This is a genomic window from Phyllobacterium sp. RCAM01083 (assembly GCF_055685835.1).
Genome location: NZ_JBVFZN010000005.1, coordinates 1,037,253 through 1,061,784 on the forward strand (window position 1 = coordinate 1,037,253; position 24,532 = coordinate 1,061,784).

Annotated in this window: 25 protein-coding genes and 1 tRNA gene; 16 read left to right on the forward strand and 10 right to left on the reverse strand. The window is 59.0% G+C overall.

Features of this window, described 5'->3' with window-relative positions:
• Positions 1-80: 80 nt before the first annotated feature.
• Positions 81-1,334 carry a tyrosine--tRNA ligase gene (tyrS, locus tag ACZ25R_RS11685; protein ID WP_472461078.1) on the reverse strand — a complete coding sequence of 418 codons (1,254 nt, stop codon included), beginning with the start codon at positions 1,332-1,334 and terminating at the stop codon, positions 81-83.
• Between the two features lie 109 nt (positions 1,335-1,443).
• Here tyrS and ACZ25R_RS11690 point away from each other — a divergent pair, with 109 nt between their 5' ends.
• Positions 1,444-2,622, forward strand: coding sequence for an anhydro-N-acetylmuramic acid kinase (locus ACZ25R_RS11690; RefSeq protein ID WP_472461079.1), 1,179 nt, complete (start codon positions 1,444-1,446; stop codon positions 2,620-2,622).
• Between the two features lie 117 nt (positions 2,623-2,739).
• On the opposite strand, the gene ACZ25R_RS11695 is transcribed toward ACZ25R_RS11690, so the two are convergent.
• Complete coding sequence (locus ACZ25R_RS11695) at positions 2,740-3,483, reverse strand: alpha/beta hydrolase (protein WP_342588452.1); 744 nt, start codon at positions 3,481-3,483, stop codon at positions 2,740-2,742.
• A gap of 138 nt (positions 3,484-3,621) precedes the next feature.
• On the opposite strand from ACZ25R_RS11695, the gene ACZ25R_RS11700 reads away from it, so the two are divergent.
• The 7 genes from ACZ25R_RS11700 to ACZ25R_RS11730 all read left to right on the forward strand — a co-directional run bounded on the left by ACZ25R_RS11700 (position 3,622) and on the right by ACZ25R_RS11730 (position 10,759).
• Positions 3,622-4,797 (forward strand): cysteine desulfurase family protein, encoded by a 1,176-nt coding sequence (locus tag ACZ25R_RS11700; RefSeq protein ID WP_472461080.1) that lies wholly within the window; start codon positions 3,622-3,624, stop codon positions 4,795-4,797.
• Positions 4,798-4,965: 168 nt separating this feature from the next.
• A complete protein-coding gene (gene sufB, locus ACZ25R_RS11705) occupies positions 4,966-6,495 on the forward strand; it encodes a Fe-S cluster assembly protein SufB (RefSeq protein WP_223613223.1) in 1,530 nt (509 codons plus the stop codon).
• Between the two features lie 93 nt (positions 6,496-6,588).
• Positions 6,589-7,344 carry a Fe-S cluster assembly ATPase SufC gene (gene sufC, locus ACZ25R_RS11710; protein ID WP_223613224.1) on the forward strand — a complete coding sequence of 252 codons (756 nt, stop codon included), beginning with the start codon at positions 6,589-6,591 and terminating at the stop codon, positions 7,342-7,344.
• A gap of 11 nt (positions 7,345-7,355) precedes the next feature.
• Positions 7,356-8,627 carry a Fe-S cluster assembly protein SufD gene (sufD, locus tag ACZ25R_RS11715; RefSeq protein ID WP_472461081.1) on the forward strand — a complete coding sequence of 424 codons (1,272 nt, stop codon included), beginning with the start codon at positions 7,356-7,358 and terminating at the stop codon, positions 8,625-8,627.
• Positions 8,628-8,705: 78 nt separating this feature from the next.
• Positions 8,706-9,947: a cysteine desulfurase gene (locus tag ACZ25R_RS11720; protein ID WP_223613226.1), complete on the forward strand. Its 1,242-nt coding sequence runs from the start codon at positions 8,706-8,708 to the stop codon at positions 9,945-9,947.
• Positions 9,947-10,360 carry an SUF system Fe-S cluster assembly protein gene (locus tag ACZ25R_RS11725; protein ID WP_464660563.1) on the forward strand — a complete coding sequence of 138 codons (414 nt, stop codon included), beginning with the start codon at positions 9,947-9,949 and terminating at the stop codon, positions 10,358-10,360. The genes ACZ25R_RS11720 and ACZ25R_RS11725 overlap by 1 nt, the downstream gene beginning before the upstream one ends.
• A gap of 144 nt (positions 10,361-10,504) precedes the next feature.
• The gene (locus ACZ25R_RS11730) at positions 10,505-10,759 is read left to right on the forward strand and encodes a hypothetical protein (RefSeq protein WP_223613228.1); all 255 of its coding nucleotides are present in this window, start codon (positions 10,505-10,507) and stop codon (positions 10,757-10,759) included.
• A gap of 7 nt (positions 10,760-10,766) precedes the next feature.
• Here the strand turns inward: ACZ25R_RS11730 and ACZ25R_RS11735 are convergent, their stop codons facing one another.
• Positions 10,767-11,372: a hypothetical protein gene (locus tag ACZ25R_RS11735; RefSeq protein ID WP_472461082.1), complete on the reverse strand. Its 606-nt coding sequence runs from the start codon at positions 11,370-11,372 to the stop codon at positions 10,767-10,769.
• A 125-nt stretch (positions 11,373-11,497) separates the two neighbouring features.
• Between ACZ25R_RS11735 and sufA the strand changes: the two genes are divergently transcribed.
• Positions 11,498-11,872 carry a Fe-S cluster assembly scaffold SufA gene (gene sufA, locus ACZ25R_RS11740; protein WP_464660559.1) on the forward strand — a complete coding sequence of 125 codons (375 nt, stop codon included), beginning with the start codon at positions 11,498-11,500 and terminating at the stop codon, positions 11,870-11,872.
• 79 nt (positions 11,873-11,951) lie between these two features.
• Positions 11,952-12,275, forward strand: coding sequence for a TfoX/Sxy family protein (locus ACZ25R_RS11745; protein WP_472461083.1), 324 nt, complete (start codon positions 11,952-11,954; stop codon positions 12,273-12,275).
• Between the two features lie 37 nt (positions 12,276-12,312).
• Here ACZ25R_RS11745 and ACZ25R_RS11750 read toward each other — a convergent pair whose 3' ends face one another.
• The 3 genes from ACZ25R_RS11750 to ACZ25R_RS11760 all read right to left on the reverse strand — a co-directional run bounded on the left by ACZ25R_RS11750 (position 12,313) and on the right by ACZ25R_RS11760 (position 15,216).
• Positions 12,313-12,714, reverse strand: a complete 402-nt coding sequence (locus ACZ25R_RS11750) for an NUDIX domain-containing protein (protein WP_464660556.1) — start codon at positions 12,712-12,714, stop codon at positions 12,313-12,315.
• Positions 12,715-12,723: 9 nt separating this feature from the next.
• Positions 12,724-14,253, reverse strand: coding sequence for a DEAD/DEAH box helicase (locus tag ACZ25R_RS11755; protein ID WP_472461084.1), 1,530 nt, complete (start codon positions 14,251-14,253; stop codon positions 12,724-12,726).
• Between the two features lie 189 nt (positions 14,254-14,442).
• Entirely contained in the window at positions 14,443-15,216 is a 774-nt protein-coding gene (locus ACZ25R_RS11760; protein WP_223613234.1) for an NAD kinase, read from the reverse strand.
• A gap of 155 nt (positions 15,217-15,371) precedes the next feature.
• Here ACZ25R_RS11760 and ACZ25R_RS11765 point away from each other — a divergent pair.
• Together ACZ25R_RS11765 and ACZ25R_RS11770 are read left to right on the forward strand one after the other, a co-directional pair.
• Positions 15,372-15,447, forward strand: a tRNA-Thr gene (locus tag ACZ25R_RS11765).
• Positions 15,448-15,961: 514 nt separating this feature from the next.
• Entirely contained in the window at positions 15,962-16,189 is a 228-nt protein-coding gene (locus ACZ25R_RS11770) for a hypothetical protein (RefSeq protein WP_472461085.1), read from the forward strand.
• Positions 16,190-16,240: 51 nt separating this feature from the next.
• Here the strand turns inward: ACZ25R_RS11770 and ACZ25R_RS11775 are convergent, their stop codons facing one another.
• Positions 16,241-17,548 (reverse strand): Nramp family divalent metal transporter, encoded by a 1,308-nt coding sequence (locus ACZ25R_RS11775; RefSeq protein ID WP_472462483.1) that lies wholly within the window; start codon positions 17,546-17,548, stop codon positions 16,241-16,243.
• Between the two features lie 166 nt (positions 17,549-17,714).
• Here ACZ25R_RS11775 and ACZ25R_RS11780 point away from each other — a divergent pair, with 166 nt between their 5' ends.
• A complete protein-coding gene (locus ACZ25R_RS11780; protein WP_472461086.1) occupies positions 17,715-18,527 on the forward strand; it encodes a class I SAM-dependent methyltransferase in 813 nt (270 codons plus the stop codon).
• 285 nt (positions 18,528-18,812) lie between these two features.
• Here the strand turns inward: ACZ25R_RS11780 and ACZ25R_RS11785 are convergent, their stop codons facing one another.
• The gene (locus ACZ25R_RS11785; protein WP_472461087.1) at positions 18,813-19,307 is read right to left on the reverse strand and encodes a class I SAM-dependent methyltransferase; all 495 of its coding nucleotides are present in this window, start codon (positions 19,305-19,307) and stop codon (positions 18,813-18,815) included.
• 234 nt (positions 19,308-19,541) lie between these two features.
• Positions 19,542-20,072, reverse strand: a complete 531-nt coding sequence (locus ACZ25R_RS11790) for a cytochrome b (RefSeq protein WP_472461088.1) — start codon at positions 20,070-20,072, stop codon at positions 19,542-19,544.
• Between the two features lie 238 nt (positions 20,073-20,310).
• Here ACZ25R_RS11790 and ACZ25R_RS11795 point away from each other — a divergent pair, with 238 nt between their 5' ends.
• Together ACZ25R_RS11795 and ACZ25R_RS11800 are read left to right on the forward strand one after the other, a co-directional pair.
• Positions 20,311-20,832, forward strand: a complete 522-nt coding sequence (locus ACZ25R_RS11795) for a cupin domain-containing protein (protein ID WP_472461089.1) — start codon at positions 20,311-20,313, stop codon at positions 20,830-20,832.
• Between the two features lie 273 nt (positions 20,833-21,105).
• Positions 21,106-22,209 (forward strand): ABC transporter substrate-binding protein, encoded by a 1,104-nt coding sequence (locus ACZ25R_RS11800; protein WP_472461090.1) that lies wholly within the window; start codon positions 21,106-21,108, stop codon positions 22,207-22,209.
• Positions 22,210-22,305: 96 nt separating this feature from the next.
• On the opposite strand, the gene ACZ25R_RS11805 is transcribed toward ACZ25R_RS11800, so the two are convergent.
• Entirely contained in the window at positions 22,306-22,881 is a 576-nt protein-coding gene (locus ACZ25R_RS11805) for a transglycosylase SLT domain-containing protein (protein WP_223613242.1), read from the reverse strand.
• A 288-nt stretch (positions 22,882-23,169) separates the two neighbouring features.
• On the opposite strand from ACZ25R_RS11805, the gene ACZ25R_RS11810 reads away from it, so the two are divergent.
• Entirely contained in the window at positions 23,170-24,174 is a 1,005-nt protein-coding gene (locus tag ACZ25R_RS11810) for an alpha/beta hydrolase (protein ID WP_288191608.1), read from the forward strand.
• Positions 24,175-24,532: the final 358 nt, after the last annotated feature.

Consider the following 24,532-nt stretch of genomic DNA (forward strand, 5'->3'; position numbering starts at 1 on the left):
AGAATAGTGCTCCCTGCAGCCCACTCCATTCCTCATGGTGAGCTTGTCGAACCACGCACAACCGCGCTGTCGGTCCGGTCTTAGACCGGACGAACGAGAATGTGCTTCTTCTTGCCCAGCGACAGCTTGACGATGCCGTCGCCTGTCACGTCAGCGGTCGAAACCTGCGCCTTATCGTCGGAAACACCGGCGTCGTTCACCCGGACAGCGCCGCCCTGAATATGGCGGCGGGCCTCGCCATTCGAACCGGCGAGACCGGCCTTGACCAGCAGTGTCAGGATGCCGATGCCGCCCTCAAGCTCGCTCGTCGCGATGTCGATGGATGGCAGGTTGGCAGCCAGCGCGCCTTCCTCGAAGGTCGTGCGCGCGGTTTCTGCGGCCATGGCGGCGGCTTCGCGGCCATGAACGATGGCGGTGGCTTCGGTCGCGAGGATTTTCTTCGCCTCGTTGATTTCCGAACCGCCAAGCGCTTCCAGCCGGGCAATTTCATCGAGCGGCAGGCGCGTGAAGATTTTCAGGAAGCGGCCGACATCGGCATCTTCCGTGTTGCGCCAGTACTGCCAGAAATCATAGGGGCTGAAGACGTCTTCGTTGAGCCAGACCGCGCCGGTGGCCGATTTGCCCATCTTGGCGCCGGAGCTGGTGGTCAAAAGCGGCGTCGTCAGGGCGTAGAGCTGCGGCGTTCCCATGCGGTGGCCGAGATCAACGCCGTTGATGATGTTGCCCCACTGGTCCGAACCGCCCATCTGCAACACGCAGCCATGGCGGCGGTTGAGTTCAACGAAATCATAGCCCTGCATGATCATGTAGTTGAATTCGAGGAAGGAGAGGGACTGCTCCCGGTCCAGCCGCAATTTGACGCTGTCGAAGGACAGCATGCGGTTGACGGAGAAGTGGCGGCCGACCTCGCGCAGGAATTCGACATAGCCAAGGCCCATCAGCCAATCGGCATTGTTGACGAGGAATGCGTCCGTCGGGCCATCGCCGAAGCGCAGGATGCGGGCAAAAATCCGCTTGATGCCTTCGATGTTGGTGTTGATGGCTTCGGGTGTCAGCAGCTTGCGCTGTTCATCGCGGAAAGAGGGGTCGCCCACCATCGAGGTGCCGCCGCCCATCAGCGCAATCGGCCGGTGGCCGGTTTCCTGCAGCCAGTACAGCATGGTCGCTGATATGAGGTTGCCGATGTGCAGGCTCGTCGCCGTCGCATCATAGCCGACATAGGCTGTCACTGTCTCCTTGGCGAAAAGCGCATCCAGACCGGCCTCGTCGGAGATCTGATGGATGAAGCCGCGCGTGGAAAGCGTGTGCAGAAAGTCGGATTTGAAGGCAGACATGAGTTTTTCCTGAAACTTTACGTAGGGAAGCGTCCGGCATGAAGAACGTGCCGAACAAGACGTGGCCGTTTAACATCATTCGGGGCCGAATCACAAGAAAGGGTGTGACGTGACAGCGACAAGGCGGGCAATTGGCCTGATGAGCGGAACATCCATGGATGGAATCGACATCGCGCTCATCGAAACCGACGGCGGAAACGCGGTGCAGCGCGGACCTTCGGGCTTCGTCGCCTATGACCCGGCATTCCGGCGGCTTATCGAGGCAGGGCTCGAGGATGCCAAATCCATCCGCAAGCGCGATCAGCGCCCCGGCGCTCTTGCCGCCATCGAACAGGAACTGACGCGGCGCCATGGCGAGGCGGTGCTCGGCTTCCTATCGGATTATAAGTTAAGCGCCGATACCATTGATATTATTGGTTTTCATGGTCAGACCGTTCTGCATCGCCCGCGGGAACAGCTGACCGTCCAGCTGGGTGACGGGCGGTTGCTGGCTGATATGACAGGCATTCCCGTTGTCCATGACATGCGCGCCAATGACATGGTGCATGGCGGGCAAGGGGCACCGCTGGTGCCGGTCTATCATCAGGCACTCGCGGCAAGGGTTCCGGTCGAGCTTGGCAGGGGCAAGCCGGTCGTCTTCGTCAATATTGGCGGTATTTCCAATGTCACGATCGTTTCTGCAACAGGAGATCCGATTGCCTTCGATACCGGGCCCGGTAACACGCTGATCGACCAGTGGGTCGCCGACAGAGCGGGAATCGCCTATGATGCGGGCGGTATGATTGCCAGCGAGGGCCAGGTGCTGGCCGGCGCCGTGGCGCGCTACATGGCAAAGCCGTTTTTCGCGCTGAAGCCGCCGAAATCGCTCGACCGCAATGATTTCACGCTTGAGGACCTTGGAAATCCGGAACTGGCCGATGGCGCCCGCACGCTCGCCAGGGTGACGGCCGATGCCATTCTCCAGGCCGGCGCCTATGCGCCGGAACAACCGGCGCTCTGGGTGATCTGCGGCGGCGGGCGTAAGAATGCGACCGTCATGGCTGATCTTGTCGAGGGCGCCGCCAAATCGGGTGCTGTTGTGATTGCTGCCGAGGAATTGGGCCTGAACGGCGATTCGATGGAGGCGGAGGCTTGGGCCTATCTCGCCGTGCGGGCCCTCGATGGCCTGCCGCTGACATTTCCGACCACGACGGGTTGCGATGCGGCGGTTTCGGGCGGGGTGGTGGGGAAGCCTAACCCGCAGGAGGCTGGCAGGAACATTGTGCGTGGTTCGACAAACTCACCATGAGGGATATGGAGGGTTGCAGAAAGCCATTTCTGCAACCTCTGAGACTATCATTGCAGGCCATGCCTCTCCTCATGGTGAGCTTGTCGAACCACGCACAATTCCAGTGCAGCGCGTTTTTTAACGCAGACGTTTAGGCTTGGCTTCGACCAGTTCGCCGTTCAGGCGGCGGTCGAGATATTCGGAGCATTCGCCGATGACTTCATCGGTCATCCCCGTGAAGAAGTGATTGGCGCCGACCATCGTCTTCTGCGTGATGGTGATGCCCTTCTGGGTCTTCAGCTTGTCGACCAGTCCCTGCACATCCTTGGCCGGTGCAACCTTGTCCTGATCGCCATGAATGATCAGGCCGGATGAGGGGCAGGGTGCGAGGAACGAGAAATCATAAGTGTTCGGCTGTGGCGCGACCGAGATGAACCCTTCGATTTCCGGACGGCGCATCAGGAGCTGCATGCCGATCCACGCGCCGAAGGAATAGCCGGCGACCCAGCAGGTCTTGGAATCCGGATGCAGCGACTGCACCCAGTCAAGCGCGCCAGCCGCGTCGGACAATTCACCCGAGCCATGGTCGAATTCGCCCTGGCTGCGGCCAATGCCACGGAAGTTGAACCGCAATGTCGTGAAGCCGCGCTGCTGGAACATGTAGAACAGATCGTAGACGATCTTGTTGTTCATGGTGCCGCCAAACTGCGGATGCGGGTGCAGGACAATCGCTATCGGTGCATTTTTTTCCATCGAAGGCTGATAACGGCCCTCAAGACGTCCCGCAGGTCCATTGAAAATTACTTCAGGCATGTGTACTCCACTCTTCGCCACAGGGCGTCTGTCGATCAGCCGGACTTGACGGCGATCAACAGCACCCATAAAACCAGTTTAGAACCGTTCAAAACTGGTGTAGGATTTTGTCTCGAAGCGGCTTCATAGGCCGGTCCGAGGTTGAATTTCAAGAAAATTGCGCTTTTTGCCGGCGCTGAGTTCAAAAGAACAGGAATCACGACAGGTATGGCCCAAAAACGCGCCTATCTCGACTACAACGCCAGTGCGCCGCTTCTTGCGGCAGCGCGCGATGCTGTCGTCGATGCTTTGGCGCAAACGGGCAATCCATCGTCTGTTCATCAGGAAGGCCGTGCTTCAAAAGCCATTCTCGAACGCGCCCGCCGCGACGTGGCCGCTCTTGTGAATGCCAAACCTGATCATGTGTTCTTTACATCGGGTGCCACCGAGGCTGCTTCAACCCTGCTGACGCCACATTATATGATGGGACGGGCGCCTGTGCGGCTGTCGCGGCTTTATGTCAGCGCCAGCGAGCACCCTTGCGTGCTGGCGGGCGGGCAGTTTGCGGCCGAGCAGATCGATACGGTTCCGGTGGATCGCAACGGACTGCTCGACCTTGAGCGGCTGCGTGCGCTGCTGGCGGCCCACGACAAGGGCGAAGGTCTGCCGCTGGTCGCCGTGCAGGCCGCCAATAACGAGACCGGCGTGTTGCAGCCGATCGATGAAATCGGCAGGCTTGTCAAAGCGTTCGGCGGCTTTCTTGTCGTCGATGCGGTGCAGGCGGCCGGGCGGATTCCTCTCGATATTGCAACGGCTTGCGCTGATTACCTCATTCTCTCGTCGCACAAGATCGGCGGTCCGAAGGGCGTCGGCGCCATCATTGCGGTGTCCGATCTGGTCATGCCGAAGGCGCTGGTGCGCGGCGGCGGACAGGAAAAGGGCCATCGCGCCGGGACGGAAGCCTTGCCTGTTATAGCGGGTTTCGGCGCTGCGGCGCGGGTTGCCCGCGAACAGCTGCTGGCTGGCGGCTGGGGGCTTGCCAACCGGCAGCGGATCGAGGACGGCATCCTGGCGATTGCACCCGATGCGGTGATTTATGGCGATGCTGTCGAACGGCTCGCCAATACGACCTTCTTCAGCCTGACGGATATGAAGGCGGAAACCGTGCAAATCGCTTTCGATCTGGCGGGAATTGCGCTATCGGCAGGCTCTGCCTGTTCTTCGGGAAAAGTCGGGCCAAGCCATGTGCTTGCGGCCATGGGATTTGGTGATGGAACCGGGGGCCTGCGGGTCTCCACAACGCCGGAAACCACGCAGGACGAAATTGTGCTTTTCCTTGAGGCGCTGACAAAAATTGTCGCGCGGCGGGACCGGACGAAGCCGGTTTCTGCCGATGCGGCGTGAAATATCGCAGATATCGACAATAAATAGTCGATAAATGCAAAAGAATCCGGTGAATACCGGTGTTAAATCGTGCGATTGCACACTACATTGAGGCAAATATTCAAGACGACACACGCCTTGACGTTTGCAACTGCGGGACCTTGAATCCCGCGAGGATGGAGAACGCCAATGCCTGCCGTGCAGGAAACTATTGATCAGGTCCGCACCCTGGACGTGGACCAGTACAAGTATGGCTTTGAGACCCTTATCGAAATGGATAAGGCGCCAAAGGGCCTCAGCGAAGACATTATCCGCTTTATTTCGGCCAAGAAGAACGAGCCGGAATGGATGCTGGAATGGCGTCTGAAAGCCTATGAACGCTGGCTGACGATGGAAGAGCCCACATGGGCGCGGGTGAACTACCCGAAAATCGATTTCCAGGACATGGTCTATTATGCCGGGCCGAAGAATCAGACCGGACCGACATCGCTTGCCGAGGTCGATCCCGAGCTGCTGCGCACCTATGAGAAGCTGGGAATTCCGCTGAAAGAGCAGGAAATCCTTGCGGGCGTGCGCAAGATGGGCGAGCCGAGCCCTTCCGACGAAGACGAAGAAGCCAGCGACAACGTCTACAAGTCCGGCCGCGTGGCGGTGGATGCCGTGTTCGACAGCGTGTCCGTGGTTACGACCTTCAAGGCGGAACTGGCCAAGGCCGGCGTCATTTTCTGCTCGATCTCCGAAGCGATCCGCGAACATCCGGAACTGGTCAAGAAGTACCTGGCGTCCGTGGTGCCGGTTTCCGACAACTTCTATGCGACGCTGAATTCGGCTGTCTTCACGGACGGCTCCTTCGTCTACGTGCCGAAGGGTGTCCGCTGCCCGATGGAACTGTCGACCTATTTCCGCATCAACGAGCGGGATACCGGTCAGTTCGAACGCACGCTGATCATTGCCGAAGAGGGCGCCTATGTGTCGTACCTCGAAGGCTGCACCGCGCCGCAGCGCGATGAAAACCAGCTGCACGCGGCCGTCGTGGAGCTGATTGCCCTGGACGATGCCGAGATCAAGTACTCGACCGTGCAGAACTGGTTCCCCGGCGATGCGGAAGGCAAGGGCGGCATCTACAATTTCGTCACCAAGCGTGGCGATTGCCGCGGCGTCAATTCCAAGATCTCCTGGACGCAGGTCGAAACCGGTTCGGCGATCACCTGGAAATATCCGTCGGTGATCCTGCGCGGCGACAATTCCCGCGGCGAATTCTATTCCATCGCCGTTTCGAATGGTCATCAGCAGATCGACAGCGGCACCAAGATGCTGCACCTCGGCAAGAACACGTCGAGCCGCATCATCTCCAAGGGTATTTCGGCGGGCAAGTCGAACAACACCTATCGCGGACAGGTTTCGGCGCACCGCAAGGCGGAGAACGCGCGCAACTTCACGCAGTGCGACTCGCTGCTGATCGGCAATGATTGCGGTGCGCATACGGTGCCTTACATCGAGGCGAAGAACGCCACGGCCCAGTTCGAGCACGAAGCCACCACCTCCAAGATTTCCGAAGATGCGCTGTTCTACGTGATGCAGCGCGGCATTCCGGAAGAGGAGGCGATTGCGCTGATCGTCAACGGCTTCGTCAAGGAAGTCATTCAGGAACTGCCGATGGAATTTGCCGTGGAAGCGCAGAAACTGATCGGCATCAGCCTTGAAGGCTCAGTCGGATAGCCATGGGACGGCCATCATCGGCCCGTCACTCGCCAAACAAGATTATTGTTGGGATCGCCGAGGCTGATCCCGAGGAATTCAAAGGGTAATAGAATGCTGGAAATCAGAAACCTTCATGCGAAGATCGCAGATACGGACACCGAAATCATTCGCGGCCTGAACCTCACGGTCAAGGCGGGCGAAGTGGCGGCCATCATGGGACCGAACGGTTCGGGCAAGTCGACACTGTCCTATATTCTTGCGGGCCGCGAAGATTACGAAGTCACCGCGGGTGACATCCTTTACAACGGCGAGTCCATTCTCGAGCTCGACCCGTCGGAGCGCGCGGCCAAGGGCATCTTCCTGGCATTCCAGTACCCGATGGAAATACCCGGCGTTGCCACGATGGAATTTTTGAAAGTGGCGATGAACTCGCAGCGCAAGGCGCGCGGCGAAGAACCGCTGAAAATCCCGGAATTCATCGCCCGGGTGAAGACGGCGGCGGCCTCGCTCGACATGGATATCGCCATGCTGAAGCGTCCGCTCAATGTCGGTTTCTCCGGCGGTGAGAAGAAGCGTGCGGAAATCCTGCAGATGAAACTGCTGGAGCCGAAGCTTTGCGTGCTGGATGAAACAGATTCGGGCCTCGACATCGACGCGCTGAAGATCGTTTCCGATGGTGTGAATGCACTGCGTTCGCCTGACCGTGCCGTGATCGTCATCACCCACTATCAGCGCCTGCTCGACTATATCGTTCCGGACAGCGTGCACGTTCTCTACAAAGGACAGGTCATCAAGTCAGGCGACAAGAACCTTGCCCTCCATCTCGAAGAGAACGGCTACGCCGATATCATCGGCGAGGCAGCCTGAGGAGCGACGTCATGAATGTTCATACAGGACGCCAGCCGACAACCGCAGAAGCGGCGCTGGTCGACTCCTTCGTCGACCGGATGGGCGAACTGCCCGGCGATGCGGAAATCGTCAGCGCGCGTGACAACGCCATTGAGGCGTTGAAGACGCAGGGCCTGCCGTCACGCCGCGTCGAAGCCTGGCACTATACCGATCTGCGCACGCTTCTGCGCAGTGTCGCTGCCTATGATGGCACGGCGGGCACCAATGCCTTGCCGGCAGTCATCCCGGGATCGGCGGTTGCAACGGTTTCCAACGGTGTGGCGCTGACATCTCCGCGGGTCGCGGGTGTCGAATTCGCCAAGTACAGCGACAGACTGGCTGACGGATCGGTGATCCGCGATCTCGCCATTCGTGGCGGTGATGATGCGATCGGCCAGATCAACGCAGCCTACGTGACCGACGGCTGGGCCGTCTCCATTGCCGATGGAACGGAGCTTCAGGCGCCGCTGGAACTGCAGAATGCGCAGGCGCGCGGACAGGGCCACGTGCGGTTTGCCGTCAAATTCGGCAAGGGCAGCAAGGCGACCGTGATCGAACGCCAGACAGGCGGCGCGGGCGAGGGCTTCTCGACCAGTGTCAGCAACGTCACCGTTGCCGACGATGCTGAGATCGTCTGGATCATCCTGCGCGAGCAGGGTGTCGACGCAACGCAGCTTGCCCAGTTCACCGCGACCATCGGCACCAATGCCAGGCTGACGCTCTATATCGTCAATGCCGGCGGCAAGCTGGTGCGGCAGGAAGTGCATGTGCTGTCGAAGGGCGAAGGCTCCGACTTCCAGTTGCGCGGCGTCAACCTGCTCGGCGGTGACAGCCACACGGACGTGACGATGACGCTCGGCCACCTCGTCGAGAACACCACGTCGGTGCAGATCATCCGCAATGTGGTGACGGACCGCGCGCGCGGCGTTTTCCAGGGGCAGATCAAGGTCAACAAGATCGCCCAGAAGACCGATGCGCGCATGGCCTGCAACACGCTGCTCCTGTCGGATGACGGCGAATTCGATGCCAAGCCGGAACTGGAAATCTTTGCCGACGACGTGGCCTGCGGCCACGGGGCGACGGTGACCGAGATCGACGGAAACCACCTGTTCTATCTGCAGGCGCGCGGTATCCCGGAAAGCGAGGCACGCGGCCTGCTGATCAAGGCATTCGTGGCCGAGATCGTCGAAGAACTGGAAAGCGAACCACTGGTCGAGGCTCTGGAAGCCATTCTCGACAAGTGGCTGGCGGCGCATGTCTGATCGTTGGCCTGCCGGCTGGTCCGGCGGGCACTATTTCAGGTGAAACACCCGACTGAAACGCAGGAAAGCGCGGGCAACATGGATACGAAGATCATTCGAAGCGGTTATGATGTCGAGGCGATCCGCCGCGATTTCCCCATCCTGTCGCGCGAAGTCTACGGCAAACCGCTGGTTTATCTCGACAACGGTGCCTCCGCGCAGAAACCGCAGGCGGTGATCGACGCGATCACCCATACCTATTCGAACGAATATGCCAATGTGCATCGCGGCCTGCATTTCCTGTCGAACGCGGCCACCGATGCCTATGAAAAGGCCCGCGAAAACGTTCGCCGCTTTCTGAACGCCGGTTCGGTCGACGAGATCGTCTTCACCAAATCGGCCACCGAGGCGATCAATACGGTTGCCTATGGCTATGGCATGCCGCATATCGGCGAGGGCGACGAGATCGTCCTGTCGATCATGGAGCACCATTCCAACATCGTTCCCTGGCATTTCATCCGGGAACGGCAGGGCGCCAAGCTGGTCTGGGTTCCGGTCGACGAGCAGGGCGCGTTCCATATCGAGGAATTCGAGGCACGGCTGACGGAGCGCACCAAGCTGGTGGCCATCACCCATATGTCGAATGTGCTCGGCACCGTGACGCCGATCAAGGACATCGTCCGCATTGCCCATGCGCGCGGCATTCCGGTGCTTGTGGACGGCAGCCAGGGTGCCGTGCATCTGCCGGTTGACGTGCAGGATCTCGGCTGTGACTGGTACATTTTCACCGGGCACAAGATCTATGGTCCATCCGGTATCGGTGTTCTCTATGGCCGCAAGGAAAAGCTGGAAGCGATGCGCCCGTTCCAGGGCGGCGGCGAGATGATCGAAGAGGTGACGGAGGATATCGTTACCTACAATCACCCGCCGCACCGTTTCGAGGCGGGCACGCCGCCGATTGCCCAGGCGATCGGGCTTGGTGCTGCCATCGAATACGTCGAAAAGATCGGCCGCGCCGCCATTCTCGCGCATGAGGAAGATTTGCGCGATTACGCGCATGAGCGGCTGCGTGAGATCAATTCCCTGCGCATTTTTGGCGATGCCAAGGGCAAGGGCGCGATCATCTCCTTCGAGCTCGAAGGCATCCATGCGCACGATGTGTCCATGGTGATCGACCGGGCCGGTGTTGCCGTGCGCGCGGGCACACATTGTGCCCAGCCGCTCTTGAAACGGTTCGGTGTGACGTCCACATGCCGTGCATCGTTTGCGATGTATAATACGAGAGACGAGATCGATGTTCTCGCCGATGCGCTGGAGAAGGCGCGGAAATTCTTTGGGTGATGACGATGACCGACAAAGTCGAAACGCTGGAAAAAGACGAGACGCTGAAGCCGGAGGCTTCCGCGGTAAGCGGCGCAGTTTCCGCCTCCGCCATTCCAGCCGATGAACTCGCCCGCATGACCGATGATATCATCGGCGCGCTGAAGACGGTCTATGATCCGGAAATTCCGGCGGATATCTATGAGCTTGGCCTCGTCTACAAGATCGACATCGAAGACGACCGCTCCGTGAAGATCGAGATGACCCTGACGGCACCCGGCTGCCCGGTTGCCGGTGAAATGCCGGGCTGGGTACAGGATGCGGTCAGCTCGGTCGAGGGCGTCAGCTTTGTCGACGTGACGATGACCTTCGATCCGCCCTGGACGCCCGACCGCATGTCGGAAGAGGCGCAGGTCGCCGTCGGCTGGTACTGATCCGTTCCGGGTGCATTGCGCTTTCGGCTGATATCTTCTCCTAATGTCTAATTGTCAGGTACGTCGCGGCTCGTCACTGTGGGGTGTCCCATGCCGCAGCGTGTGGGCCGCCGATTAACGGAACAGCCCCTCAGGAGGTCCGCGATGAGTGCTTTCTGGATCGTGCGCCTCGGTATGGCAGGCGTGATCTTCTTTGCGCTCAAAGCCGCCTGGCATTGGCAGGCATCGACTGTCGTTTTGACGCGCGCGGATATTGCCGGGCTGCTCGACGCCCGGTCGGCCATGGGTGTCGTTGCCGAGTCCGCGCTGGAACAGGCGCGGCAGAACGCGCGGGGTTCCAGGGCCGCCGCCTGGGCGGGCGTGCTGGCGGCCATCGTCGGCATCGCCAGCTGGTTTTGAAGCGCCCTCAGGGCGCTTCGCAGCCTTCCGGAACGCTTTGATCCAGCGGCTTTTCGAATTTCTGCAACGTGCCGTCGAGAATGGACAAGGGAACAAAGGGAACGCCCTGGATGGCGGCATTCGCCAGCCGGAGGCGGTAGCAACCGTTGTAGACGGCGTGTTTCCCGTCCTTCTGCGTCGATTCGATCGCCAGAGGCAGGCTCCAATAGGTGGAACCAGCCGCGCCCTCGCTTTCGGATTTGCCAAGGCGCAATTCCACCGAGACGGTGTTCTCGTACCCGGCCTGGAACTGCGGAAACGGCTGGCTATGGCCTTCCTCGGCATAGTAGCTGTAGGCGCGCGCATATTCCTGGCGGTTGATGGCATTGTAATAGGATTTGACCAGTTGCTCCGGCGTGCTGCGGTCGTCGAGATAGTCCGGTACGGACTGATTGGGCGCTTGAGCCGATTCCTTGGGGGCAGGTGCTTCCGGGGCGGCCTCGGCGGGCGCTGCTGCCGGCTTCGTTCCGGTTTCCTGCTTCGGCTCGGGCTTCTTGGTCTCCTGAGCAAGTGCAGGCGTCAGGTTCAGCGCCATACCGGCAAGGCTGGTGAGAATGAGATGGCGGTAATTCATGATTTCTGCCTTCTGCGTGCGGGTTTTTGGGACGGGACGAGTTTGAACACTTGCGGTGACGGTTGTGTAACACTAACTATGGTACAGACGGATCATTACACGATCCGAACCAAGAGAGATGAGAAATGGGTCGTTTTTCTGTCATGACGTTGACTGACGCTGCCGCTGCCCGCGTAAGCGAGATCGTGGCGGCGCGCGAGAATGCGCTCGGCATTCGCGTCGGCATCAAGAAGGGCGGCTGCGCCGGTATGGAATATACCATCGACCTCGTCACCGAGGCCAAGCCTGGCGACGATATCGTTGAAAAGGAAGGCTCCAAGGTCTTCGTTGCGCCGGAAGCGGTGCTGTATCTCCTGGGAACGCAGATGGACTTCGAGGTCACGACCCTGCGCACGGGCTTTGTCTTCAACAATCCCAACCAGACGTCCGCCTGCGGCTGTGGTGAGTCGGTCGAACTGACACCGGCCAAGCCGGAAGCCTTGGCACCTGCCGCTTCCTGATTTTTCAGAAATCGCTATCCGGGACGGACGGAACGCTTTTTGGGCGTGACGTCTTCCTGCGCGCCTGCAATAATCGGCCATGGACAATGACGCGATTCACGATCTGTTTTCCGGGCTGGGGCCTGTCACCATCAAACGCATGTTTGGCGGCAAGGGCATCTATCACAACGGTCTGATCATTGCGCTTGAGGTGGCCGACGAAATCCTGCTCAAGGCCGATGCGATTTCCGCGCCCGACTTCGAAGCGGCAGGCTGCCGGCGCTGGACTTACGAAGGCAAGTCAAAGATCGTCGATATGCCGTACTGGTCCATTCCCGCCGATGCGTTCGATGATCCCGATGTTATGACCGAATGGGCGCGCAGGGCCTATGAGGCCTCGCTGCGCGTGGCGAGGCAAGCATAGACGTCGAGAACCGCGCTGTCGGGCTTCTACGGGCCTGTCAGGCCATCTGACGGATCAGGTCCAGGGCATGAACGGTGGGGAGTGTCAGTCTGTCCGGCAGGTTATCGAGGGAAAACCAGTCGATACCGCCGTGTTTGTCCGGTTCAAGCAGTTGCATTTCGCCGGAAAAGCTTTCCGCTTGAAACAGAACGCCGAACCAATGCTGCTTTTCATCATGAAAAAGCTGTTCGCTGAGGCCCAGCAACTTGATATCACCGGCTTCCAGCCCGGTTTCCTCAAGCGCCTCGCGCCGGATCGCCTGTTCGGCGGTTTCCAGGAAATCGATCTTGCCGCCGGGAATGCCCCAGGCACCGGTCTCCGGGCTTTTCTTGCGCTGCAGCAAGAGGATGTGGCCGTCTCTTATGAAAACGATTCCGCATCCAACGCCCGGCGAATCCACACCAAAACCTCAGATTTTCGTGTCGATCAGCATGAAGGCAGGAATGTCATCGCCAAAGCCGACCGGCGACGGTTCATTATCGCCCCGGTCGCGGCGGTATTCGCGCTCACGTTCGCGCCGTGGTTGTTCCTGCTGAGCGGCAGGGCGAGCGCGGCGCTGTTCATTGTCAGCCTTGATTGCAGCCTTTTGCGGCTTCTCGGCCGTCTTTTTGACGGGCGCTTCGGCGACAACCGGCTGTTCGCCGGTTTCCTTAGCGCGCTCGGCGGCGGCAATGATGTCGATTTCCGATTGCGGGCGTTCGCGCTCGCGGCCCTCATTGCGCGGCTTGCGCTTGCTTTCGCTCTTGCCGCGGGCATTGCGGCCACGGCGCGGCGCTTCGTCGGTTTCTTCCGAAACGGGCAGGGTGGAGAGATCTCCGTCATACCAGTTGATGTCTTCGCCGATCAGCTTTTCAATGGAGGCGAGATGTTTGACATCGGATGGCGTTACCAGCGTGAAAGCCTTGCCCGAGCGTCCGGCGCGGCCCGTGCGGCCGATGCGGTGGACGTAATCTTCCGAATGGATCGGCACGTCGAAATTGAAGACGTGGCTGACATCGGGGATATCGAGGCCGCGGGCAGCCACATCGGAGGCAACGAGGATCTTGAGCTTGCCGTCCTTGAAATTGGCCAGCATCGTCGTGCGGGCGCGCTGATCCATATCCCCGTGCAGGGCACCGGCATCGAATTCATGCTTGACCAGCGAGCGGAACAGCTCCGAAACATCCTTTTTGCGGTTGCAGAAGATGATCGCGTTCTTCAGGCCATCCTCTTCGGCGCGGATGAGATCGCGCAGCTTGGCGCGCTTTTCCCAATCCTTCTTGCCCGATTTGACCAGCTGCTGCTCGACGGTCTTGGCCGTCGTCGCCGCCTTGGCGACTTCAACACGCACCGGCGCATGCAGGAACTGTTCGGTCAGCTTGGTGATCTCAGGCGGCATGGTGGCCGAGAAGAACAGCGTCTGGCGGGTGAACGGGATGAGTTTGCAGATGCGCTCGATATCGGGGATGAAGCCCATGTCGAGCATGCGGTCGGCTTCGTCGATGACGAGAATGTCGACGCCGGTCAGGAGCAGTTTCCCGCGCTCGAAATGATCGAGCAGGCGGCCGGGCGTGGCGATCAGAACATCGGCACCGCGTTCCAGCTTGCGCAGCTGGTCGTCAAAGGAGACGCCGCCGATCAGCAGCGCAACGTTGAGGCGATGGTTCTTGCCGTATTTGACGAAGTTTTCCTCGACCTGCGCCGCGAGTTCGCGTGTCGGCTCCAGAATGAGCGTGCGCGGCATGCGGGCACGGGCACGGCCCTGTTCCAGCAGCGTCAGCATCGGCAGCACGAAGGAGGCTGTCTTGCCGGTCCCTGTCTGGGCAATGCCGAGCACGTCCTTGCGCTGCAGCGCATGCGGGATGGCGCCTGCCTGGATCGGAGTGGGGATTGTGTATCCTGCTGCTTCGACAGCGTCGAGCACTTTCGGCGAAAGGCCCAGATCAGCGAACGTGGTCAATGGAGGTTTAACTTTCTATCTGCAGTCGATGCCGCACATGTCCGTCATTTTTGCCAATGGAATGGGTGCTTTGTATTGCACATTGTCTTGCAGGAATGGCGTTAGGGCTCATGCCAGCAAAAGTCAACTCTCGCATCCCGTGAGATTTAAGAGTCTGTTACAATTGTGCATCACTTTAATCTAATGTTGTCAATAAAGGAACTGTTCTTTGAGAATTCGTTCATTCCATGAATGGTTCTTGTCGAACAGGATGGTTGCACGCAGTTGCGAGGCTTCTTCGATGGTGACCGAAAGAACCGACTTCACTTCCGTGTGATCGGCGACCGCATTGACCGGCCGCTTCTCCGGCTCGAGGATATCAAGCCGCACCGTGACCTTGTTCGACAGGAGCGCACCGCGCCAGCGGCGCGGGCGGAAGGGTGAGACCGGGGTGAGGGCCAGCAAACGGGCATCGAGCGGCAGGATCGGCCCTTGCGCCGAGAGATTGTAGGCGGTTGAACCAGCTGGTGTTGCCACCATCACGCCATCGCAGATCAGTTCCTCGAGCCGCACCTGGTCGTCGACGGTGATCCTGATCTTCGCGGCCTGATAGGACTGGCGCAGCAGATAGACATCGTTGAGCGCAAAGGAGGTTACGGTGCCTTCCTCCAGCGATTCCGCCACCATCTTGAGCGGGCGGATGGTTTCGGCCTGCGCCGCCTCCACACGTTCCTTCAGGCCGGTCTCGCTGTACTCGTTCATGAGAAACCCGACGGAGCCGCGATTCATGCCATAGGTCATCTTGCCCTGGTTCATGTGGTTCTGCAGCGTCTGGAGCATGAAGCCATCGCCGCCGAGCGCAATGATGACGTCGGCATCCTTGGGGGCCGTCTGCCCGTAGACATTGACGAGAGACGCCATGGCCTCGTCGGATTCCGGTGTTCCGGAGGAAAGAAAAGCAAAGGTTTCAATATTCCGGGTCATGGCTGCCTGCGTGTCCGAGCATGTCGAGGATGTATCGCCTAGCACGGCGCGCTTGATCTGGCAAAATGCGGTGCAGGCAAAAAAACCGGAAAAAATGCGCCAAGTGCTGTTTTTTCATTTTACATCGGGGAGGTTTATGCTAATCGGACGCCGCTGCCCTTGTAGCTCAGTTGGTAGAGCATCTGATTTGTAATCAGAGGGTCGGGAGTTCGAGTCTCTCCGGGGGCACCACCTGTTTTTCCTTCATTTTCAAGTGGTTGTTTGTCCGGCATCTTTTTCAAGGTGCGGGGCCGGGATTTGTGGCGCGGGTCAAAGACGGCATTTCAGCCACCTTCCGGTCTGGGCTATATGGCCTTGTCCCCACCAATGGCTGTACGCGAACGCTGCAAGAGCCAGCGCAGCCAGAGCCCAAACCAGCAGAATGAATGCGAGACCCGCCTTGCTCGCGCCACGACATCGCGCTTTATCCGCCGCGCCCATTGTTTGATATCTTTTGTCCAAGCCATCAGAGCAATTAACAACGAATTTCAGTCAATAGCTGGTCCATTCGGGCCATTCGCGGCATGGCCCGAGCAGAAGCGCAGATCATCGGATGGTGGTTCGGCGCTTCGCGCTGCGATGCAATGCGGCAGCGACCAAACTGGGATCAAGCGAAACGTTGATCACCGTATCGCAATGCGGGCAGACAAACATCCCGCCGCGCAAATGCTTCGTGCCATCCACCAGATCAACCTGTTGAACAGTGATGGACGTCAGTTCACGTGCACACTTTGGGCATTTCCCGCTTGTCATTCGTTCTTCCCGTCTTTGGACGGATTTTGACACAACTCTGGCAAAAGCAAACTTATCCGATGAGGTGAAGACCTACATCGTTCAGGCACTGCCGGGCCATGCCGGCTCCAGTCTGGTGCCCAAGTGGAAAACGACGTCTGAAGAGACCTTTGTAGCCTTGTTTCCGTCCGGGGATGTCTGAAAGTTTCGCAGCAATGACTGTTTAGCCGGGAAAGCTGTCGTCGATCCGTGCTTACAGGAGTGACGTCACGATCATGCCGATCACGGCAGCAGCCATAACGGCCGTGGCGAGCCAGCCGATCCAGCAAAGCGGACCCTTTACGGTGTTCTTCTTCATGATGTCGGTTCTGGCCGTCATCAACATCATCATCACCATGACCGGGACGGATACGATGCCATTGATGACAGCACTCCAGAACAATGCCTTGATGGGGTCGATGGGCGAAAAATCAACGAGAATGCCAATGAGTGTCGCCGCTGCAATGGTTGCGTAAAACGCCTTTGCTTCCTTCGGCTTGCGCGCGAGGCCGATCGGCCATTTGCGGGCTTCACCGAGGGCATAGGCAGCCGATCCCGCCAGCACAGGAATGGCAAGCAGACCGGTTCCTATGATGCCCAGCGCAAAGATCGTGAAGGCAAACTGGCCGGCAATCGGTTTGAGTGCCTCTGCTGCCTCAGCCGATGTCTGTATGTCGGTTTTTCCCGCCACATGCAGCGTTGCTGCAGTCGTCACCATGATGGCCAGGGCGACCAGGCTCGAGAAGCCCATGCCGACATAGGTATCCCAGCGAATGCGATGGATGGCAGCCTTGGACTGTTCCGGTGCATCAACGAGAGGCTGGCGGGACGCGCTCTCCTTTTCGTCTTCCACCTCCTGCGAGGCCTGCCAGAAGAAAAGATAGGGGCTGATGGTTGTGCCCAGAATGGCCACGACCGTCGTCCAGAACGCCGTGTCTGCCGAAAAGGTGGGAATAAAAAGCCCGCGCGCCAGCTCTGGGTAGGGGATTTTCACGACCATAACCGTCCCGAAATAGGCGAACAGCGAGAATGTCAGCCATTTCAACACGGAGACATAGCGGGCGTACTGCAGGAATATCTGCAGGCAGGCGCTAAAAATCGCAAACAGGACCACATAAAGTGCGACCCTGCCGCCGATGAGCAATGCGACCGCATCGCCCATCGCCCCGAGATCGGCACCGATGTTGATCGTATTGGCGATGAAGAGCAGGGCGACGATCGCCGGCAAAATCCAGGGAGGATAATATGTCCGCAGATTTGTCGCGATGCCATGGCCCGTCGTGCGTCCTATCCGGGCGCTGATTTCCTGAATGGCGGCCATCAGCGGATAGCTGAACAGCATGGTCCATGTTATCGCAAATCCGAATTGCGCGCCGGCCTGGGAATAGGTGGCGATACCGCTGGGATCGTCATCCGCCGCACCCGTAATAAGACCGGGCCCCAGAGCGCTCAAAAGCTTCGGTTTCGATGTTGCCACCGCTGGATCCTTTTCCGGATCCCTAGTTTTCTTCGCCACGACGATATCCTCCCAAAATGGCCGCTGCAACGGCACACAGCAACGGGCAGAACAGGAATTCGTTCCTTGACGGGGTGGGGGACGCATGGTTGCTGATGGCATCGGAAGCCCGGCCGATGTATAGTTCTAATTGTTGGCCATCGAAGCCTGAGGCGCGACAGGATCATCACCTATGCCTGCCATGGACAAGCTGTTCGCGGGATCCATCCCGGAGATGTACGACACCTGTCTGGTGCCTCTCATCTTTCAGGCCTATGCCACTGACCTGGCCCGGCGGGTCGCAGGCGCGGCGCCTGCCCAGGTTCTGGAAACGGCGGCGGGAACCGGCGTCGTCACGCGTGCGCTGGCTCCGCTTCTCGGCGCGAGAGCCAGTTATATCGTTAGCGATCTCAACCAGCCGATGCTCGACAGAGCGGCCATCCGGCAGGGAGCGGACGGGCGCATCACCTGGCGACAGGCGGACGCGCTTTGCCTGCCCTTCGAGCAGGACAGTTTCGATGCGGTTGTCTGTCAGTTTGGCGCGATGTTCTTCCCCGACAGGGTCTCCGGTTATCGGGAGGCGCTTCGCGTCCTCAAACCTGGCGGCCGCTTTGTCTTCAACGTGTGGGATCGCATCGAGGAAAACGATTTCGCCCGCATCGTCACGGATGCTGCATCCGCCGTTTTCCCAAGCGATCCGCCCCGGTTCCTTGCCCGAACGCCGCACGGTTATCACGATGTCGGGCTAATCGAAGCAGAATTGCGCACGGCCGGCTTCACGGCCATCGAGATCATGACGCTCCAACACCGAAGCGATGCGCCAAGTGCGCGCAGCGCGGCGATTGCCTACTGCCAAGGCACGCCATTGCGCAACGAAATCGAAGCCCGCGACCCGAAGGCGCTGCAGACCGTTACCGACCGTGCCGCTGAAGCGATTGCGAAGCAGTATGGCGATGGTCCGGTTTCCGGAAAAATCCAGGCGCATATCGTTGTTGCACGGGCCTAGCGGATCGAGACACAGCACTTGCCGCAGCTTTTCGTCACTGGCGCGTCACGCCGGATTTGCTTTTGTCGGTCCTGGAGTGGACAGACATGATCGTCTCAAGAACGGAAGAATAGGGGATCATGCTCCGGTCCACTGTCGAGAATGTGGTGCATTGATCTGACGATGAAGCAAAGTGCTGGAAAAGCGCATGCTGGAATAAACTAGGGCCCTCGTGTGTCTCCAGACGCGAGGGCTTTTTATCTTTCAGGGTCGGGGTGCCGGCAAACACCGTTGATTCCGGTTGAACTAGATCGGTGTGCCGATCTGCGGAGCAAATTTTTCTCCGGTTCGACCCTTCTCAAAGACCGCGCAGCTATCATAAAAATGCATCGAAAGCGTCCCCCTTGAAAAGTCGCTTTCCTGAATCGCTCCGCGTGTATGTTCGGCGTTCAATTCGTCGATCATGTCCTTGCAATGCTCAATGAACGATCCGGGCCGCTTGTATCCGCCGGAATATTCTTCCCAATAGGCGGTGTGCAGATCCTCGACGAAATAGACGCCGTCCCTCGCCATGCGCGGATAGAGGAATTGAAACGTTGCCGACAGGTGCTCCATGACATGGCTTCCGTCATCGAGCACCACGTCAGGTGCGCCAAACTCCGCCAGAACGGAAGCCAGGAAACCGGTGTCCGACTGATCCCCGATCCTGATGTGGATCTGGTCTTCCTCGAAGTTTGCACATTCGGCCCTGACATCGATGCCGACAATCGTCGCAAGAGGGCCCAGATACTGCTTCCACATTTGCAGTGACCCGCCTTCGCCACAACCGATTTCAAGAAATATTACGGGGCGATTGATGTATCTGGAAAAGTGCCGTTCATAGCTGGGGAAATAGTGTTTCCATTTATGAATGATGCGGCCCTGATTATTCAGGAACAATGGCCAAAGTGACATGTCAAACCCCGTCGTTCTGATATCGAACAGGTATTTTATGATCCCTGAAATAGCAAGGTTCGGGTGATCCGCCCTGGCGGATCACGGCAGCATTCTCTGCATCACCTCATCCCGGCGGATGAAGTGATGCCAAAGTGCGGCCAGGGCATGAATGCCGGCCAGGATGAGTATTCCGTTGGCGCAAAGGCTGTGCAGTTCCCTGATCGATCGCGCAGTTTCCCTGTTGGGGACAAATGGCGCGGGAATGGTGAAGAGGCCGAAGAAGCTCAAGGCGTCGCCTCTGAACCAGGTGAGCAATATGCCAAGGACGGGAATGGCGATCAGCAAGGCGTAGAGCAAAAGATGCCCGACCTTTGCCAACGGACGCTCGAGGCCGGTCATCGAAGGCGGAAGGTCCGGGGCGCCGCGCGCGACACGCAAAGTCACCCGCCAGAACACGAGTGCGGCGAGCAGCAAGCCGAATGAGATATGCAGCCACCACGCCAGGGCCCTGTTGGGATCACCTCTCGGAAAGAGATCGTTGCCATAGGTCAGCGCATAAATGAGCAGAACCAGAACGAACAGCGACCAGTGCAGGGTCTTCTGCACCGGTGAATATCCATTGACCGCCATGGGAGGCACTCCACTTTATAATCATTCTAATGTTTCCACATTGGCGCGAAACGCGGCACGGCGGCAACGGTTTTTTTCTTAACGATTCGTAAGGTTCCGGACTGTGGTTTCCCGGCGAGGTGCATGCGCGTCCTCCCATCGCCGGACGGCTTGAAACCGGATCACCGGTCCCATACCATTCCGCTTGGATTCGTGAACACACGACCGTTTGCGCCGTTTGTTCCATCGGGAGTTTGACATGACAACGAAAGACCGGCCGTCCTGTGTTGCGCATTGGTCCGAGATCGAAGGGACTGATGAAAACCACTACAAGGGTGATGACGAATTGCTCGCCATCAACGCGGCTTTCGGCCGGCATTTCGGGCTCGGCAGGATCGGCATTCATCACCAGCGCCTCCTGCCGGGGCGGCGGACATCTTTCCCGCATGCCGAGAGCGCGGAAGAGGAGTTCGTCTACGTCATCGAGGGCACGCCCGATGTCTGGCTGGACGGCGAACTCTGCCGGTTGAAGGCGGGCGATGCGGTTGGTTTTCCGGCGGGCACCGGAATTGCCCATAGTTTTCTCAACAATACCGAGGAGGAAGTCCGTCTTCTCGTGGTTGGTGAAACACCGAAGCCGGAGAATCTGATCTATTATCCGCGCCATCCCGAGCGGAAGGCATTGCGTTCGGACTGGTGGGACAATCCGCCCGAGCGCCCGCTCGGCGACCACGACGGCATGACGGACAAAGTCCGTATCTGGAAAGCGCGGAACGTGTAGACAGGCTCCACGACCGCGGGAAGAAGAGAACGCAAAGCACGTTCCTGCGGAAGTACTTGCTGATCATGGGGATTTGCGGAAAAACGCGTGAAATCCGCAGTCGGCATACGCCCGGAAAGCCGCTGTATTGTTCCGATAAACCGGGCCAGATTTTTCATACGAAATGAGCATTGGCGGGACGTGGCATTTCATTTTTACTTATAGTACGGTTCGCTCGTCCTTGCGGACCATTGAAGAAAAATGAGGGGAAAAACCATGTCTTTGAAGAGAATAATGCAGGCTGCGTTACTGAGCGTTGCTTTGGGCGCTCCAGTCGCCTTGGCCGATGATCTGAAGATCGCGGTCGCAGGCCCGATGACCGGCCAGCTTGCCAATATCGGTGACCAGTTCAAGCAGGGCGCACAGGCCGCAGCCGCCGCGATCAACGAAAAGGGCGGCATCAAGGGACGGCAGATCAAACTGGTGTTCGAAGATGACGTCTGCGATCCGAAGCAGGCCGTTTCGATTGCCAATCGTATTGTCGGCGAAGGGATCAAGTTCGTCGATGGTCATGCATGCTCGGGTTCCAGCATTCCCGCGTCGGCGGTTTATGCCGAGGCTGGCGTGCTGATGATGACACCGGCGTCGTCCAACCCCGACCTGACCGATGCCGCAGCGAAAAAGGGCTGGTCGACGATCATGCGCCTCTATACGCGCGACGATGGCCAGGGTGAATTTGTCGGTCCATGGATCGCCAAGACCTACAAGGGCAAGCGCGTCGTGATCCTGCATGACAAGGGCGCCTATGGTAAGGGCCTCGCCGACGCGGTGAAAGCCAAGATGAACGAGAGCGGGCTGAAGGAAGTGCTGTATGACGGCATCAACGCCGGCGACAAGGATTATTCGGCGCTCATCACCAAGCTGAAGGAAGCAAAGGCTGATTTCGTCTATTTCGGCGGCTATCATCCCGAAGCGGGCCTTATCCTGCGTCAGGCGGCCGACCAGAACTTCAAGTTCCAGCTGATGATGGGCGATGCGATTGCCTCGCCGGAATTCTGGGCGGTGGCAGGCCCTGCAGGCGAGGGTGTGATGTTCACATTCCCGGCCAACCCGCAGGCCCGGCCGGAGGCGAAAGCTGCTGTTGAGAAGATCAAGGCCAGCGGCTTCACACCCGATGGTTTCACGCTGTTCTCCTACGCGGTTGTTGAAGCTTTCGCACAGGGCATCGATCGTGCCGGCAGCGATGATCCGGTCAAGGTTGCCGCGGCGCTCAAGGATGGAAAGCCGGTCAATACCGTCATTGGCCCGGTGGTTTTCGATGAGAAGGGCGATATCAAGGACGCCAAATATGACATCAATATCTGGCACAACGGTGCTTACTCGGCGATGAAGCCGTAAGACAGCAAGGGGCAGGCGGTCGTTTCGTCCACCTGTACCGGTCAAAATGAAACGGGCGCCTCGGGCGCCCGTTTTTCTTGGCCAACAACCCGTATTCTACAGTCCACAACTCTGCATCTGCGCGGCGTACCGGCTTGCCATGGCGGCCGTGCGCCGCGCTGCCCGGTCGACACCCGGCCTGTTGCGCCATGTTCCGCGCGCATATTCCTTGGGACCAGCGTAATAGGCGGCGTAGAGATTGTAGGCGTCGTTAAGCGGGATGCCGTTCTTCTTGTTGCTTTGCGCGTGATACCAGCCGACGAAATACACCGCGTCGGCAAAACTGGTGCGGCCGCTGCCATAACGTCCGGTGCTGCGCTGGAATTCCGCCCAGGTGCCGTCGAGCGCCTGCGAATAGCCGTAGGCGCTGGAGGGACGCGTCCAGGGAATGAAGCCGAGCAATTTGGTGCGTGGCGGCCTTGCCCGGGCCTGAAAGCCGGATTCGGTGTTGATCGTGGCCATGAGAATGGGAACCGGCACGCCATATTGCGCTTCCGCGCCCTTGGCGTAGGAATACCAGTTGTTGAAGAAGCCGTCCTTTTGATCGAATACGGCGCAAACATTGCTGGTCTGGGTGGGCGCCGAGGCGCAGCCTGCCAGCAACAACAAGGGTATCATCATGATGCGGCGCATGGGCAAGTCCTTTGTCTTGCCCAACCAACTAGTCCTCAATTCCTAACGGAATCTTACCAAATGGCCTCGGGGGCCGATCACATTCGATCAAATTTGATGTGACAATTTATTGTTTCTTAAACGCTGCTTGCCGCCGCGCGAACAGGATCGGCGCGGGGGCGAGGCGGTGCCCCGATGTATCCCGGCGAGAAAGAGACTTGCCTTCGTGCCGCAGCGGGATCACGTTTGGCCCGGCGAATCCGTTCCGTGCAATGGAGGTCGCCGGTCACCATTCCAGAGGTTTTCCCCATGCGTGCCACCCATCATCCCGCCGGAACCGTGCATCGACTGATCATCGACGGAGTTTCCCTTCGCAACAATCTGCTGGGCGATCCGACCGCTCGCGTGGTCGATGTTTATGTGCCCGCCGGGCATGATGGCACCGGTCTGCCGCTGCTTGTCGATCTCGTGGGGTTCACCGCCGGCGGTCCCGCGCACACCAACTGGAAGGGTTTTGGCGAGAACGTTCCGGAACGGCTTGACCGGCTGATCGGTTCGGGCGCCATGCCTCCGGTCGTCGTGGCCTTCCCGGACTGCTTTACCCGGCTCGGCGGCAACCAGTACATCAACAGCGCGGCAATGGGCAATTGGGAGGATTTTCTCATCGACGAGATGCTGCCGGCGGTCGAAGGGCGCTTCCGCTGCGGCGGTGACGGCAAGCGCGGGGTTTTCGGCAAGAGTTCAGGCGGCTATGGCACGCATGTGCATGCCATGCGGCGGTCCGATATCTGGTCTGCGGCGGCAAGCCATTCCGGCGATGCGGGGTTTGAACAGCTTTATCTGCCTGAATTTCCCGGCGTGCTGCGGGCGCTCGCCGAACATGATCTCTCGATTGAAGCATGGATGAAGGCTTTCGAGGCGAAACCGAAAAAGAGCGACAGCGACACGCTGGTCATCATGATTTTGGCCCAGGCGGCAACATTCGATCCGGATCCGCAGGCCTTCCTGGGGCTGCGGCTGCCTGTCGATCTGGAAACCTGCGAACTGATCGAGGAGCGGTGGGCGAACTGGCTGGCCTGGGATCCGGCGCGGCTGGCGGAAACGCATGGGCACAATCTGGCGAAACTGAAAGCAGTTTATTTCGATTGCGGGACCAAGGACCAGTACAACATTCTCTACGGGTCGCGCCGGGTGCACCGCACGCTTGACCGGCTTGGCGTCGTTCACCGTTATGACGAGTTCGACGACAATCATTCGGCTGTCGATTATCGCATGGATGTCAGCCTGCCTTTTCTTGCCAAGGCCTTGAGCTGAGGCATCCGGCGACCCAGATAGGGTAGGCCCGACCGGGCAACCAGCATGGAGAGCAGGTATCCCGGTCAGGCCCTTGTGCTGGAGGGCAGCGCCAAGGCAACGCCGCCACGGAACGAAAGTTCCGGTTGGCAATCGGACAAATGGGGTTTTATGCAATGTTCTTGCAATCTAATGTGGTGACAACCCGATTGCGGCAGCAACCCGGTTTGATCTGCTGATCAGAATTGACCGATGCCTCGCAACCTGCTTTTCAGATGAAGCCGCATCCTGCGGGCGCCAGAAATTGAGCCGATGAAAAACCACGTGAACCCATTATGACTGCGACAAACATCGAATACAGGTTGATAGCAATGATTCA